This is a genomic window from Saccharopolyspora sp. 6M (genome assembly GCF_020176775.1).
Lineage (GTDB): Bacteria > Actinomycetota > Actinomycetes > Mycobacteriales > Pseudonocardiaceae > Saccharopolyspora_C > Saccharopolyspora_C gregorii.
The window spans coordinates 1,784-16,879 of record NZ_JAIUJZ010000224.1 but is presented as its reverse complement, the minus strand read 5'-3'; the positions used below and the strand labels follow the sequence as shown (position 1 = coordinate 16,879).

Genomic DNA, 15,096 nt, shown 5'->3' with positions numbered 1-15,096 from the left:
GCGCGCCGCAGAGCGGTCATCCGCTCCGCAGGCGCGCTCGCCCACTCGCTCGATCGAGTTGTACGACCCACCACCCGCGACCCGGCCGGGGAGTTCCCCGTCACCGGCGCGCGGGCCGGTCCGCCGCGGGACTCACCGCGCGATCTGCTGACCGCCCGGTTGCCCCTGCTGCTGCCAGTGCCGCATCGCGTGCTGCACCAAGGCGATCAGCGCCTGCTTGGTGGACTGCTGGTCCCGGGCGTCGCACGGTCCGATCGGCACGTGCGGCCCGATCGCCATCGCCTCCCGGATCTCCTCCATGCGGTGCTGCAGTTCGCCGTTGAAGCAGTTCACCGCGATCAGGTAGGGCAGCCCGCGGTCTTCGAAGAAGTCCACTGCGGAGAACGAATCCGCCAGCCTCCGGGTGTCGACCAGCACCACCGCGCCGATCGCGCCCTTGACCAGGTCATCCCACATGAACCAGAAGCGCTGCTGCCCGGGCGTGCCGAACAGGTACAGGATCAGGTCCGAATCCAGCGAGATGCGGCCGAAGTCCATCGCGACCGTGGTGCTTCTCTTGTCCGGTGTGGCCGCGAGGTCGTCCACGCCCGCGCTGGCCTCCGTCATCACCGCCTCGGTGGTCAGCGGGACGATCTCGGAGACGGAGCCGACGAACGTCGTCTTGCCGACACCGAATCCGCCCGCGACGACGATCTTCGCCGAGGTCGTGGCACCGCGCTGGGGGGCGACCGGCCCCCGAGCGCCTCCTTGGGGAGCTCTATAGCCGACGGAGTCCACTCAATACCCTTTCCATCAACAACAGGTGTGGTGCGCTACCGCTTTCGGTCACCGTCTGGTGCACGGTGACCATCCCCAGTTCCGCCATGTCGGCCAGCAACACCCTAGCCACCCCGATCGGAACGGAGAGCAGCGCTCCGACTTCGGCCACCGACCTGGGATGCCGGCACATTTCAGCGATCGACTCGTGTTCCATCCGCCCCGCCGAGCCAGGCCGGTAGGCCTCGCTCGTGGACACGAGCGTCTCCATTTGCAGCTCGTAGTTCGACCTGGTCCGGCCACCGGTCCAGGTGTACGAGCGGATGGCCGCGGGAACCTCGGCCTGCGGCTCCGGTTCTCGCTCCGGTGCGCCGAACGCCCCCCTGGACTGTTCCGGCACCGGTTCACCACCCCCCGCTTCCGGTCGGCCCGCGGGCTGCCCCCCGACGGTCCACGGAGCCGATCCCGCCGTCCCCGAACCGGGTTCCGGGGACCCGCCCCAGTCCGCGTCCGGTTCGCGGTACGTCGGGCCTTGCGTTTCCCACTCCAGCGGGGTTTCGAACGGATCGCGCCGGTCGAACGGATCCGCTGGAGGCCGGGCGGTGGGTCGCCGGGAGTGCGGCTGCCCCGACTGGGGTTGCGGTGCACCCGCGTCTCCCGGGCCCTGCTCGGCGGCCGAGTCCTCCGCCTGGTCCGCCTTCTTCCGGCGCCCGCGCCTGCCGCGGCCGCTGTCGAAGGTGAACCCGTTCATCACGTCGGCGAAGGTGTTCTCGTCCGGCTCGTCCCGTCTTCGGTCCTGCTCGCCGAACTCCGGATCGCTCATCGCGTCACCTCACCGCGGCCGGGCGGGAGAACGGATTCCTCGCGCCCTGCAGCTGGTGCCGCAGCTCCGGGGTGAGCATCTGGCCGACGCGTTCCACCAGCATCGCCATCTCGTAGGCGATCAGGCCCATGTCGCACTGCGGCGCCGCCAGCGCCGTCAGGCAGGAACCGTCGCTGATGCCCATCTGGATCAACGTGCCGTACTGCATCTCCACGATGGTCTCGGTGACCTCGCCCGCTTCGAAGCACTTCGCGGCACCGTTGGTCAGGCTCAGCAGACCGGACGAGACCGCGGCGAGCTGTTCCGCGCGGTCCTGCGGCAGGTTCGCCGAAGCGGTCAGCAGCAGTCCGTCCGCGGACACCACGATCGCGTGCGCCACGCCGGCGACGCGCTGGGTGAAGTCCGTCACCAGCCACCCGAACCGCCGGGACATCGTCTCCTGGGGAGTCATGCAACCTCCTGGCTTGTGGTCGTGGAATCGCCGAGGTCTGTCCGAACGACTCCGTGTTGCCGAATCGGTGGAACCGGACGCGGTCCTCCGCGCCCTCAGTGGCCTGGCTAGCGCTCCTTCTTCCGGTGGGGACCATCAACGACGACGTTCGAGTTCCGCACGCGCCCTCCCTACGACTCGTCCGGCGCCCGGTGCCTGCCGCGCTCGACACCGGATTGGAAGCTGGACAACCTGCCGCGCAGCGCGCTCGCGTCCCGTTCGGGGCGCTGGCCCTCCGGCCTGCTCGGACCGGCCTGCGCGCTGCCCGGGGCCAGCTGCGCCTTGGGGGTGCGGCGGGGCAACCCGGACTCGGTGAACGAGGTGGGGCTGAGGTTCGTGACGGCTTCGGCCTGGCGCCAGGACTCGTCGGTCGCGAAGGTCCAGCCGCCGTTCCCGTTCCCGTTCGCCGCCGGGGTTTCGTCGTCGGCGATCCGGCTGGAGCTCCCGGCCGGCAGGTCCGGGCCGTCCGCCTGCGCGGGGCCCGGGTCGGAACCGTCCTGCGACGACGAGGTCATGGCGCCGTTCCTCCCGAAACGCAGGCCGCCCTGCAGGTCGGCCAGTCTGCGGCTCAGCTCCTGCGGGCTGCGCTCCGCCGGGGAACCCGCGGCGGGGGCCGCGTCCGCGCGGTCCTGGTCGAGCTCGCCGATGCCGAGCGGGTCGTGCTCGTCGACGTGCACCACCGGTTCCTCGGCGGGGCCGCTGCCGTTCCGCCGCGGGAGGCCGGAGTCGGTGAAGCCGGGTTCCGGGGCGTCGACGGCCTCCGCGGCCTTCGCCTCGGCTTCGGCCTCCGCCGCGGAATCCGCGGTGAACGACCAGGAACCGCTGTCCATGATGGACGTCGCCTGCTCGTCACCGGGCCATTCCCGGCGCGCCTCCTGCTCGCGGGAGTACTCGTCGAGGTCCTCGTCCGTGATGGGCTGGAACCACTGGGTGGAGACCTCTTCGAAGATCGGCGACGAGGCGTCGTCCGCGGCGGCCGGGGCGTCCTCCGGCGCCGGCGGCCACGCCAGGTCCGAGGAGGTCCAGTCCGCGGCGAAGTCGTGCGAGTCGGCCTGCTCCGGGATGTCCACCGGGGTGAACAGGCTGCCGAGGTCGCCCGCGGACTCCTGCTGCGAGGGGCCGACGAGGCCGGCCGCCGGTTCCCGCTTCGGCAGCGGGGAGTTCGACGTGTCGCCGGGCGTGAGGAAGCCGGTGTTGAACGTGTTCCGCTCGCCGTCCGGTTCCGCCGTGCTGAACCCGGTCTCCGCCGGGTCGGCGCCGCCGGGACCGACCGGGTCCGCGGTGCCGAAGCCGGTGCTGAACCCGGTCTCGGCCGCGAAGCCGGTCTCGGCCGCGAATCCGGTGCCCGTGCTGAAGCCGGTCTCGCCCTCCGCCGTGCTGAACCCGGTCTCGGCGGTGCTGAACCCGGTCTCGCCGCCCGCGTTCCACACGAACCCGGTGTCGTCGTGCTGCGCACCGTCGAGGGCGGACGTCATCGGCTGCGGGCCGGTCCCGAAGGAACCGGAGGTCGGCATGTCGTGGTGCGCCACGCCGTTGCGCTGCCCGCCCATCGCGGGCGTGGGCTGCTGCGGGACGGACGCGCCCGCCACCACGTGCTCGGCGGGGATGTTCACAGTGGCCCGCACACCGTCCACATCGGGGCCGCCGTGCAGCTGCACGGTGACGCCGTGGCGCAGTGCCAGCCGGGAGACCACGAACAGGCCCATCCGGCGCGAGGTCGCCAGGTCGTTCTCGTCGACCCGGGACAGCCGCTCGTTGGCGGCGGCCAGTTCCTGGTCGCCCATGCCGATGCCCTCGTCGAGCACGTCCACGGTGATCGACCCGTCGCCGGCCTGGTAGCTGGAGACGGTGACCGAGGTGTCGGGCGCGGAGAAGTTCGCCGCGTTGTCCATCAGCTCGGCCATCAGCCGCACCAGGTCGCTGGCCGCGTGGCCCAGCAGCCGCACCTGCGGCGGCGGCTGCACGACGACCCGCGGGTACTGCTCGATCTCGGAGACCGCGGCGCGCAGCATGTCGCCGAGCTCGGTGGGCCGGACGAACCGCCGCGCCAGGTCGCTGCCGGAGAGCACCATCAGGTTCTCGTTGTTGCGGCGCATCCGGGTCGCGAGGTGGTCGAGCTGGAACAGCCGGGACAGCTGGTCCGGGTCCTCCTCGTCCTGCTCCAGCTGCTCGAACAGCCGCAGCTGGCGTTCCAGCAGGCCCTGGCTCCGGCGGGAGACGCCGACGAACGATTCGCTGTAGCCGTGCCGCAGCGAGGCCTGCTCGGCGGCGAGCCGCAGCGCCTGCGCCTGCACCTCGTCGAAGGCGCGCGCCACCTGGCCGACCTCTTCGGTCGTCCGGACCGGCAGCGGCCGCAGCTCGCGGGCCTCCTCACCGGACCGGATGCCCGCGACGGCGTCCGGCAGCCCGTGCTGGGCGGCGTCGAGCGCGCCCTGCCGGAGCAGGCGCAGCGAGCCGATCAGCTGGCGGGTGATCGTGGTGATCACCGCGGCGGCGATGATGAGCGAGGCCAGCAGCAGCGCCGAGTCCCAGCCCGCCGCGTTGCCCGCGTCCTCGCGGAGTTCGCTCGCCCCGGCGCGGACCTCGTCGGCGAGGTCGTTGTGGCCGTCGTCGATGAGCCCGACCACCTGGTCGGAGATGTCGTTCCACTGGGCCGCGGTCACCGGCAGCTCGCCACCGCTCATCCCGGCCATCAGGACCTGGGTGAGCATCGCGTTGCGCTGCACGATCTCCGGACCCTGCGTGGTCGCGTCCAGGCGCTCCTGCCAGTGCCGAGCGACGGTGGCGCGGGCGTCGGCGATCTTGGAGACGAGCCGGGCGCGGGAGCCCTGCAGCGCGTCGCCGGACTGCGGCGCCAGCTGGCCCTGGGAGAGTCCGCTGAGCACCCAGGCCTGCTGGAGCCGGACCTCTTCCATCATGGCGAGCATGTCCTGCAGCGCCGATGCGGTGGCGGCCAGCGTCGGCTCGGACACGGTGCTGGTGAGCGCGCGGTCCAGGGACAGCACCGAGGTGATGGCGGCGCTGTAGGCGTTGATGGTGTCGGGGGTGGACAGCGATTCGCGGCGGACCGCTTCGCGCGCGCCGTCGAGCTGTTCGAGCGCGGTGTGCACTTCGTGGTGGCGGTCGTCGACGATCTGGCCGTAGTCGATCTCACCGGGACCGGCGGAGTGCCCGATCTCCTCGTCGACGGTGGCGAAGGCGGCGTCCACTTCGGCGACCCGCCGGTCCAGCTCCTCGGCGTTGTTGATCAGAACGGCGGCGTTGCGCTCGTTCTGCAGCGCGGCGACGAGGGGTTCGACCTTCTGCGCGCCGTCCAGCACGTGCGCGACGCGCTCGTACTCGTTGGCCTGGTCGACCTGCCAGCGGATCTGGGAGATGCCGAGGCCGACCGCGAAGATCACCGGGACCAGCACGACCGCGGCGAACTTGACCGAGAGGCTCCAGTTCCGCCACTGGCCTAACCGTGCCCGCTCGCGCGGGGGAGTCGACGCCGTCACGAGCACCACCTCGGCGTCGGCCGGTCGGCCCTGCTCAGCAGGCGACCTCTTTCGAGTGAACTTGGCGTCGGGGAACGGCGCATGCGTGTGATCCCGCAATCGTCGTCTGGGTTGTCGGGGGGAAAGCGGTCCGGCGGCGGGCAGGCTCGTAGTCGGCGGGGCGAACTTCCAGCACAGAACCGTATCGGTGCGGTGGCTCCAGCGAGACCGAGCGTTACCGAACCGATCGCTACGGGCTGTGCCGGGACTGACGGCATTCCGGACACGGACACCTAACCGGGGCGAAGGAAGAGGAGGCGGTCTGCTTTCGGGTGCCTGCACTATAAACCCTGCCCCCGGGAAACAGCGGAGGGCGTTTTCGGCGCAATCGACTCCGAGCAACACCGCACGTCACGTCTTCCGGGGACGGCTCCGCACCTACCGGAACGAGGAATTTTTCACTGCGCGGAAGCAGGTTCACCTCCGGACGATCGCTGTCGGCGCTCCCGGAAAACCTTCGCCGCCGCGAGCAGCCGTGTGGTCGAGGTTCAACCGGACGTGTCACGGGACGCCTGAGGCACCCCACGTTCATCACTCTTCGTGATCGATCCGTCATCCTGTGTGGCGACATCTCTTCCCAATTGCGGCAGAGAGGTGGTTAACTTCGCCGCCGCTGAGCTTCGACATCGCATCCACCGGGTCCCCCGAGTTCCGACCGACCCGAACAGAGAACTTCCGGGAAGGAAGCATGAGCGACGCCACTCGAACCGCAATACGCGCTTACCCGCAGCACCGGGCGCGGAGGCAAACCCCGAAACCCTTCGCCGGAATCGAGCGCAGCACCGACATCACGCTGCGAACCGGTCCGGATTACCCGGCCATCGCGTCCAGCGCCGAATTCCACGACCTGCGCCGGAAGGTGATCAGGTTCGTATTTCCGATGACCGCGTTATTCCTCGTCTGGTACCTCGGCTACGTCCTGCTCGCCGCCTATCAGACCGAGCTGATGGCCCGCCCCGTGCTCGGATTGATCAACATCGGGTTGCTGCTCGGAATCGGGCAGTTCGTGTCCACGGTGCTCATCACCACCGCCTACGTCCGCTTCGCCGAACGCTCCGTCGACCCCCTCGTCGAAGAGCTGCGCGCCGAAGTGGACGCCTCCACCGCGCCGGCCGCGGACGGTGACCGGCGATGAACCACCCCCTCCCCGCCGTCGCGCAGGACTCCCCGGGCGGCTCGCTGCTGCCCGCCGACGGGCCCGCGGTCAACACGGCGATCTTCGCCGGGTTCGTGCTGCTCACCCTGTTCCTCGTCTACCGGGTCAGCAGCCGCCGCAGCACCACCGCCGACTACTTCGCCGCGGGCGGCTCGTTCACCGGCGCGCAGAACGGCATCGCGCTCTCCGGCGACTTCCTCTCCGCCGCCTCGTTCCTCGGCATCGCGGGGGCGATCGCGGTGCACGGCTACGACGGCTTCCTGTACTCCATCGGATTCCTGGTCGCCTGGCTGATCAACCTGCTGCTCATCGCCGAGCGGATGCGCAACACCGGCCGGTTCACCATGGGCGACGTGCTCAGCTTCCGGATGCGCAAGCGCCCGGTCCGCGCCGCGGCCGCCGTCTCCACGCTGGCCATCACCTTCGTCTACATGATCGCGCAGATGGCCGGGGCCGGCGGGCTCGTGGCCCTGCTGCTCGACGTGCACGGCGCGGGCGGCCAGGCGATCGTCATCGCCGTCGTCGGCGTCGTCATGGTGCTGTACGTGCTGGTCGGCGGCATGAAGGGCACCACGTGGGTGCAGATCGTGAAGGCCGCGCTGCTGTTCCTCTGCGTCGGGATGATGACGATCTTCCTGATCGGGAAGTTCGGCTACGACCCGTCGAAGCTGCTGGTCCACGCCGCCGAGAACAACCCGAACGGCCGGGACATCTTCGCGCCGGGCGTGCAGTACGGGCTGTCCTCGATGACCAGGTTGGACTTCGTCTCGCTGTCGCTGGCCCTGGTGCTCGGCGTCGGCGGGCTGCCGCACGTGCTGATGCGCTTCTACACGGTGCCGAACGCGAAGGAGGCCCGCCGCTCGGTCGTGTGGGCGGTGTGGACGATGTCCGCGTTCTACCTGTGCACCCTGATCATCGGGTTCGGCGCGGCGGCGCTGGTCGGCACCCCGACCATCCTCGACGCCCCCGGCGGGGAGAACTCGGCGGCCCCGCTGCTGGCCTACCAGGTGGGCGGCACGTTCCTGCTGGGCATCGTGGCCGCGGTCGCGTTCGCGACCATCCTCGCGGTGGTCGCCGGGCTCACCCTGACCGCGTCGGCCTCGTTCGCCCACGACATCTACGCGAACCTGATCCGGGACGGCAACGCCGACTCCGGCCAGGTCGTGCGGGTCGCGCGGTACACGGCGCTGGCCATCGGCGGGGTGTCGATCCTGGGCGGCATCGCCGTCAACGGGCAGAACATCGCGTTCCTGGTGGGGCTGGCGTTCGCGTTCGCGGCCTCGGCGAACCTGTCCACGCTGCTGTACTCGCTGTTCTGGCGGCGGTTCAACACCTCGGGAACCTTGTGGGGGATCTACAGCGGACTGGTGTCCTGCCTGGTGCTGGTCGTGCTGTCCCCGGTGGTCTCCGGCTCGCCGGACTCCATCTTCCCCGGGGTGGACTTCGCGCTGTTCCCGCTGCGCAACCCGGGCATCGTGTCCATCCCGATCTCGTTCCTGTTCGCCGCGATCGGCACGCTGTTCAGCGAGGAGACGCCCGATGAGGACCGGCGGGCCGAGATGGAGGTCCGCTCGCTGACCGGGATCGGCGCGGGCAAGGGCTGACCCGCTCCCGCGGGGCGTCCGGAGGTGCGGCTCCGGGCGCGTCCGCGCCGGTCCGGACGGCGCCGCTTTCCCCCGGAGCGGTCGTCAGGATCCCGTCCGGGGTTCGAATCCGACGCATTCCGCGACCGGCAGCCCCGGATAGCGCGGAATCCGCTCATCCCATCCGGCTCGGGTGCACCGCATGTACGTGACACCTCGTCGCGTGCGGTTCAGCGAGGGGTGCTCGCAGTACCGGCACAACCCGGCGGGAACGGCCAAACCGTCCCAGGGATCCGCGTCGTCCATCGTTTCCTCCGGTCCGCTCCGGCTCGGCGGCACGGTTCCGCGTCGGTCCGCGGCGGGCTCGCCGGAATGCCGCCGCACTCGGCCGGAAGCTTAACCGCCACCGCGATGTGGTCACTCAGCGGTGAACCTGACGATTCAGTTCACCGCATCGTGGACACTTGCGAAGTAATCGTGATCGCTCACCGCTGTCCTAGCGCGAATTCTTTTCGGAGTTCGGCAGGCGTCGGCACATTCCCCGAAGCACACGATCGGACACTCCCGGCGAACCCTCCGCGGCCGATAAGATGAACGGCGCGTTGATTGGTTCGGCTACGGGGGAAACGTCGGAACGATCTCTTCGCGAAACTCCCGGCCGGGAGCGTTCGGCCCGGCGCGGGAGCCAGGGGGAAAATCATGCACACGATCCGGAACGCCGTGCTGGCGGGAGTCGCCGCACTGGTGCTGCAAGTGCACGGCCTGGGGGCCGGAGTCGCGCACTTCGTCTTCGAATTCGGCCAGCGGCTCGCCGAGCTGAGCCGGGACGCCGGTCCCGACCGCGCCGAGGACTTCCGCGTGCCGGGGGTGAACCTGCGGGCCGGTCCCGGCACGTCGTCGGTGGTGGTGGGCGTCGGCAACCCGGGCGATCGGGTGGTGCAGCGCCGGGAGGTCGAGGGCGAGCGGGTGACCTGCCCGGACGGCCGCACGCGGCACACCTGGTCACAGGTGCTGGACCGGCGCACCCGGGTCACCGGCTACGTCAGCTCCTGCTTCCTGTGACCGCCGCGCGGACCGGGCCGGTCAGGCGGTGGCCCGGGCGGCCGCCCGCCCGGCGGTGCGCCCGGAGAACAGGCAGCCGCCGAGGAAGGTCCCCTCCAGCGAGCGGTATCCGTGCATGCCACCGCCGCCGAACCCGGCCACCTCACCGGCCGCGTACAGCCCCGGCAGCGGCGAGCCGCCCGCGCCGATGACCCGCGCGTCCAGGTCCGTCTCGACCCCGCCGAGGGTCTTGCGGGTCAGCAGCGTCAGCCGGACCGCCACCAGCGGACCCGCCGCCGGGTCCAGCAACCGGTGCGGCGGGGCGACCCGCACCAGCCGGTCCACGCTGTAGTGCCGGGCGGCGCGGATCAGCGAGATCTGCGCGTCCTTGCCCAGCCCGGAGGTGACCTGCCGGTCCCGTGCCACGATGTCCCGCTCCAGCCGCTCGGCGTCGATCAGGTCCGCGCCGGTCAGCTCGTTCATCCCGCGCACCAGCTCCGGCAGCGTGCGCCGGGTGACGAAGTCGGCGCCGCGCTTGACGAACTCGGCGACCGGGCCCGGCGTCACCTCCCCGCCGCGGGCGAGCACCTCGGCGACGTTGCGGCCGGTGAGGTCGGGGTTCTGCTCCGAACCGGACAGCGCGAACTCGCGGCTGATGATGCGCCGGTTGAGCACGAACCAGGTGTGGTCGTGGCCGGTGGAGCCGATGTGCGCCAGGGTCGCCAGCGTGTCCGCACCGGGGAACAGCGGCGGCGGCAGCCTGCGGCCGAGCGCGTCGATCCAGAACGAGGACGGTCCCGGCAGGATGCGGATGCCGTGGTCGGTCCACACCGGATCGTAGTTGCGGATTCCTTCGGTGTAGTGCCACATCCGGTCGGAGTTGATGATGCGGCCACCGGTGTCGCCGACGACCTCCAGCATCCGCCCGTCCACGTGGTCGGGCACCCCGGCGATCATCTTCTCCGGGGCGGGTCCGAGCCGCGCGGGCCAGTTCCGCCGCACCAGGTCCAGGTTCGCGCCGATGCCGCCGGAGGTGACCACGACGGCCTGCGCGCGCAGGTCGAACTCGCCGATCGCGGTGCGGGAGCTGCGCTGGCCGCGGGACACCCCGCTGGCTTCCAGCACCTCGCCGCGCACCCCGTCCACGGCACCGCCGGTGGTGGTCAACCCGGTGACCCGGTGCCGGAAGCGCAGCTCCACCCGGCCGCGCTCCTCGGCGGCGCGCACGCGGCGCAGGAACGGCTCCAGCACGCCGGGCCCGGTCCCCCAGGTGATGTGGAAGCGGGGCACCGAGTTGCCGTGCCCGGTGGCCAGCGATCCGCCGCGCTCGGCCCACTGCACCAGCGGGAACAGCGACAGCCCCTGCTGCCGCAGCCAGGACCGCTTCTCCCCGGCGGCGAAGTCCACGTAGGCCTCGGCCCAGCGGCGCGGCCAGTGGTCGTCGGCGCGGTCGAACCCGGCGGTGCCCTGCCAGTCCTGCCAGGCCAGCTCGCGGGAGTCGTGCACGCCGAGCCTGCGCTGTTCCGGGGAGTCCACCAGGAACAGGCCGCCGAAGGACCAGTGCGCCTGCCCGCCCAGCGAGGCCTCGGGTTCCTGGTCGAGCAGCAGCACGCGGCGGCCGGCGTCGGCCAGCTCGGCGGTCGCGACCAGTCCGGCCAGTCCGGCACCCACCACGATGACATCGGCGTCGAACGCCACCAGCGACTCCTCTGCTCACCCGGTCGGAAGCTCTGCGAACTATAGGCCGCCGCGCCATCCCCGACACCAGTCCGCGGGCGCCCGCTCCCGCGTTCGGCGGTGGACGTTGGGCTGAACCGCTCAAGGAGCTGCCGCCACCAGGTGGCGGACATGCGGTTATCAGCATCTGACAACGCCTCTTCCACGTCGCGGGACGTTCCGGCCAGCCTGTGAACCAGGACACAGCTCAACGGAGAGGAGTCCGCGTTGCGAGCGGTCAGAGTGCACGCCTACGGCGAGAGACCCGTGGTCGAATCGGTTCCCGATCCGGCCGTGCGGGAACCGCTGGACGTGCTGGTCGAAGTCGGGGCGGCGGGCGTGTGCCGCACCGACCTGCACATCATCGAAGGGCAGTGGGCCGACAAGAGCGGCGTCGCGCTGCCCTACATCATCGGGCACGAGAACGCGGGAACGGTCCGCGAGGTCGGCAGCGCCGTGAGCAACGTGCGGCCCGGTGACAAGGTCATCCTGCACCCGCTGGTCACCTGCGGCCTGTGCCGCCCCTGCCGTGGTGGGGACGACGTGCACTGCGAGAACTCGCTGTTCCCCGGCATCGACACCGACGGGGGCATGGCGGAGCTGCTGCGCACGAACGCCCGCTCGGTCGTCAAGCTGGACGACGGGCTGGAACCCGCCGAGGTGGCCGCGCTCGCCGACGCCGGGCTCACCGCCTACCACGCGGTGCGCAAGGCGGTGCCGCTGCTGCACCCGGGCGCGCACGTGGTGGTGATCGGCGCGGGCGGGCTCGGCCACATCGGGTTGCAGTCCCTGGTGGCGCTGACCCCGGCCGAGATCACCGTGGTGGACCGCTCCCCGGAGGCGCTGCGGCTCGCCGAGCAGCTCGGCGCGCACCACGCCGTCCGGGCCGACGGCGGTCAGGTCGACGCGGTCCGGGACATCACCGGCGGGAAGGGCGCCGAGGTGGTGCTCGACTTCGTCGGCGAGAACGGCACCGAGGCGGACGGGATCGCGATGACCCGCGACGCCGGTTCGTACTTCGTCATCGGCTACGGCGGCCGGCTCGACGTGCCCACCATCGACGTCATCTCCCGCGAGATCAACGTGGTCGGCAACCTCGTCGGCTCGTACCTCGACCTCGACGAGCTGATGACGCTCACCGCGCAGGGCAAGGTCTCGCTGCGCACCCGCACCTACCCGCTCGACGCCGCGCTGGACGCGCTCGACGACCTCGACTCGGGTCGCATCCCCGGCGGCCGCGCCATCCTCGTCCCCTGACCCGCCCCACCACGGAGGTTCGCCATGTATGAGAAGGACGGAACGAAGTACTTCATCGTCGACAGCCACATCCACGCGTGGGACGGGACGCCGGCCAACCAGGCCAACCGCTACGGCGAGGGCTTCCTGAACTGCTTCTTCGACTACCACCGGAACCTGAGCCCGGAGTCGGAGATCTGGACGCACGAGCAGTTCCAGAAGCAGAGCGAGGAGAAGATCCTCCACGACCTGTTCGAGGTCGGGTACGTCGACAAGGCCATCTTCCAGCCGACCTACCTCACCGACTTCTTCGTCAACGGCTTCAACACCACCGAGCAGGACGGTGCGCTCGCCGAGAAGCACCCGGACAAGTTCATCGTGAACGGCGGCTGGGACCCGCGGGACGGCGAGGCCGGGCTGGGCGCGCTGGAACGGCTGGCGGAGCGCTGGCAGCTCAAGGGCACCAAGCTCTACACCGCGGAGTGGAAGGGCGAGTCCAAGGGCTGGAAGCTGACCGACCCGTGGTCGTACCGGTACCTGGAGAAGTGCCAGGAGCTGGGCATCCGCAACATCCACATCCACAAGGGACCGACGATCTACCCGCTGAACCGGGACGCGTTCGACGTGGCCGACGTCGACGACGTGGCCTCGGCGTTCCCGGAGCTGAACTTCATCGTGGAGCACGTCGGGCTGCCGCGGCTGGAGGACTTCTGCTGGATCGCCACCCAGGAGCCCAACGTCTACGGCGGACTCGCGGTGGCCATGGCGTTCATGCACCACCGGCCGCGCTACTTCGCCCAGATCATCGGTGAGCTGCTGTTCTGGCTGGACGAGAACCGGATCACCTTCTCCAGCGACTACGCGATCTGGACGCCGAAGTGGCTGGTGGAGCAGTTCGTGGACTTCCAGATCCCGGAGGACATGCAGGACGAGTACGGGGTGCTGACCACCGACGTCAAGCGCAAGATCCTCGGCCTGAACGCGGCGCGGCTCTACGACATCGAGGTGCCCGCGGAGATGCGCGCCGCGGAACCCGCGGTCCCGGCCGGCCGCGAACCGGTCGCCTCCGAGCTGAACCAGGAGGTGCTGTCGTCATGACCACGGCCGTGAACCTGGAGACCGAGGTGTGGCGGGCGCTGGACGCGGTGCTCGACCCGGAGCTGGACCAGCCGGTCACCGACCTGGAGTTCGTGTCGCGGGTGGCGGTGGACCGCTCGGACGTGCAGGTCGACCTGCGGCTGCCCACCTACTTCTGCGCGCCGAACTTCGCCTATTTGATGGTCGCCGACGCGCACGACGCGGTGGCGGAGCTGCCGTGGGTGCGGCGGGTGCGGGTGCGGTTGCTGGACCACTTCGCGTCCGAGGAGATCAACGCGGGCGTCGCGGCCGGGGACGGTTTCGACGCCGCGTTCCCCGGGCTGGCGGCCGGTGAGCTGGAGGAGCTGCGCACCACGTTCCTGCGCAAGGCGCACCTGGCCTACCAGGAGCAGGTGGCCCAGCAGCTGCTGCGCTCGGGCACCGGGCTGGAGCAGCTGGTGCAGGTGCGGCTCGGCAACCTGCCGCCGAGCCAGGCGCTGGACCGGCTGCGCAGGCGGCGGGACCAGCTGGGCCTGCCGTCCGGGCCGGACGCCCCGCTGCTGGTCGACGACGCCGGCGCACCCGTGCCCGTCGAGGGGCTGTCCGCGCGGTTGCGGTTCGCCCGCACCACGCGGGTCAGCATCGAGGGCAACGCCGGCTGGTGTCGTGGCCTGCTCGACACCCGGTACGGGCCCGGCGGGGGAACCGCCCGGCCTGGCCTACATTGAGGAGCATGGACGCGCTGCCCACCGGCGGACGGAATCCGCAGCACAACGGCGCCAAGGCGCCGGCGGGGACGTTGCAGTCGGTGGGCCGCGCACTGCGCGTGCTGGAGGCGATCGCGGCCTCCCCGTGCGGGGTGAGCGCCAAGTCCCTCGCCGCCCAGCTCGACCTGACGTTGCCGACGACGTACCACCTGCTGACGACGCTGGTGGAGGCCGGGCACGTGGTGCACCTGACCGACCAGAAGGTGTTCGCGCTGGGCTACAAGGCCCGCTTCCTCGGGCAGGCCCTGTCCCGGCAGCTCGCGGTGCCGCCGGAGATCGCCGCGGCGATCCGCCGGTTGCACCACCACGCGGACGCCGCCGCGTACTACGCGATCTACCGGGACACCGAGGTGGTCATCGCGCACGTGGAGGACTCCGACCGGCGTCCTCGGGTGCAGCCGTTGGACGTGGGGTTCCACCAGGCCTCGCACGCCACGGCCTTCGGCAAGATCATGCTGGCGGCGATGGAGCAGCAGCAGCGGGCGCGGTACCTGGAGCAGGCCGGGATGACGCCGTGCACGCCGTCGACGATCCGCACCCGGGAGGCGCTGGAGGAGCACCTCTCGCACGTGCGGCAGTCGCAGATCGCCTTGGAGATCGCGGAGTTCCAGCCGGGGCTGGCGTGCATGGCCTCGCCGGTGTTCGACCCGGCGGGCTGCGTGACCGCGTCGGTGGCGATCTCGCTGCCGATCGCGGAGTTCCGCGCCCGGCGGTGGGCGGTCGAGCGCGCGGTGCGGCAGGGCGCGGTGCGGGTGACCCGCGCGCTGGTGAGCCGGCCGCGCGGCTGAACCGGGTTCTCCGGTCTGCCGCCCCCCCATGGCGGGGGGCGGCCCGGAATACCCGCGGGGGGGGGGGTTGCCCCGGGGGTGGGGGGGGGGGCCCCCCCGGTTTGGGGATATGGGTAGAGTGCGGGGC

The 15,096-nt window shown here is 71.1% G+C and carries 12 protein-coding genes; 7 read left to right on the top strand and 5 right to left on the bottom strand.

What is annotated here, in order from left to right; all coding sequences use genetic code 11:
- Positions 1-132: 132 nt before the first annotated feature.
- The 4 genes from LCD31_RS24990 to LCD31_RS24975 all read right to left on the bottom strand — a co-directional run bounded on the left by LCD31_RS24990 (position 133) and on the right by LCD31_RS24975 (position 5,566).
- A complete protein-coding gene (locus LCD31_RS24990; RefSeq protein WP_224961919.1) occupies positions 133-777 on the bottom strand; it encodes an ATP/GTP-binding protein in 645 nt (214 codons plus the stop codon).
- The gene (locus tag LCD31_RS24985; protein WP_224961916.1) at positions 758-1,579 is read right to left on the bottom strand and encodes a DUF742 domain-containing protein; all 822 of its coding nucleotides are present in this window, start codon (positions 1,577-1,579) and stop codon (positions 758-760) included. Before LCD31_RS24985 ends, LCD31_RS24990 begins: the two co-directional genes overlap by 20 nt.
- Positions 1,580-1,583: 4 nt before the next feature.
- A complete protein-coding gene (locus tag LCD31_RS24980; protein WP_224961914.1) occupies positions 1,584-2,030 on the bottom strand; it encodes a roadblock/LC7 domain-containing protein in 447 nt (148 codons plus the stop codon).
- Positions 2,031-2,200: 170 nt separating this feature from the next.
- Positions 2,201-5,566 carry a sensor histidine kinase gene (locus tag LCD31_RS24975; RefSeq protein WP_224961911.1) on the bottom strand — a complete coding sequence of 1,122 codons (3,366 nt, stop codon included), beginning with the start codon at positions 5,564-5,566 and terminating at the stop codon, positions 2,201-2,203.
- Between the two features lie 727 nt (positions 5,567-6,293).
- Between LCD31_RS24975 and LCD31_RS24970 the strand changes: the two genes are divergently transcribed.
- The 3 genes from LCD31_RS24970 (at position 6,294) to LCD31_RS24960 (ending at position 9,406) form a co-directional block, all read left to right on the top strand.
- A complete protein-coding gene (locus tag LCD31_RS24970; protein ID WP_224961909.1) occupies positions 6,294-6,740 on the top strand; it encodes a DUF485 domain-containing protein in 447 nt (148 codons plus the stop codon).
- On the top strand, positions 6,737-8,365 hold the full coding sequence (locus LCD31_RS24965; RefSeq protein WP_224961907.1) for a cation acetate symporter: 1,629 nt from the start codon (positions 6,737-6,739) through the stop codon (positions 8,363-8,365). Before LCD31_RS24970 ends, LCD31_RS24965 begins: the two co-directional genes overlap by 4 nt.
- Positions 8,366-9,043: 678 nt before the next feature.
- Positions 9,044-9,406 (top strand): SH3 domain-containing protein, encoded by a 363-nt coding sequence (locus LCD31_RS24960; RefSeq protein ID WP_224961905.1) that lies wholly within the window; start codon positions 9,044-9,046, stop codon positions 9,404-9,406.
- A 21-nt stretch (positions 9,407-9,427) separates the two neighbouring features.
- Here the strand turns inward: LCD31_RS24960 and LCD31_RS24955 are convergent, their stop codons facing one another.
- Positions 9,428-11,083 (bottom strand): FAD-binding dehydrogenase, encoded by a 1,656-nt coding sequence (locus tag LCD31_RS24955; RefSeq protein ID WP_224961903.1) that lies wholly within the window; start codon positions 11,081-11,083, stop codon positions 9,428-9,430.
- A 246-nt stretch (positions 11,084-11,329) separates the two neighbouring features.
- Here LCD31_RS24955 and LCD31_RS24950 point away from each other — a divergent pair, with 246 nt between their 5' ends.
- The 4 genes from LCD31_RS24950 to LCD31_RS24935 are packed head-to-tail and all read left to right on the top strand — an operon-like array spanning position 11,330 to position 14,969.
- Complete coding sequence (locus LCD31_RS24950) at positions 11,330-12,358, top strand: NAD(P)-dependent alcohol dehydrogenase (protein WP_224961901.1); 1,029 nt, start codon at positions 11,330-11,332, stop codon at positions 12,356-12,358.
- A 24-nt stretch (positions 12,359-12,382) separates the two neighbouring features.
- On the top strand, positions 12,383-13,435 hold the full coding sequence (locus tag LCD31_RS24945) for an amidohydrolase family protein (protein ID WP_224961899.1): 1,053 nt from the start codon (positions 12,383-12,385) through the stop codon (positions 13,433-13,435).
- Positions 13,432-14,142: an iron-sulfur cluster assembly protein gene (locus tag LCD31_RS24940; protein ID WP_224961897.1), complete on the top strand. Its 711-nt coding sequence runs from the start codon at positions 13,432-13,434 to the stop codon at positions 14,140-14,142. Before LCD31_RS24945 ends, LCD31_RS24940 begins: the two co-directional genes overlap by 4 nt.
- A 5-nt stretch (positions 14,143-14,147) precedes the next feature.
- Positions 14,148-14,969 (top strand): IclR family transcriptional regulator, encoded by an 822-nt coding sequence (locus LCD31_RS24935; RefSeq protein ID WP_224961895.1) that lies wholly within the window; start codon positions 14,148-14,150, stop codon positions 14,967-14,969.
- The last annotated feature ends 127 nt before the right edge of the window (positions 14,970-15,096 follow it).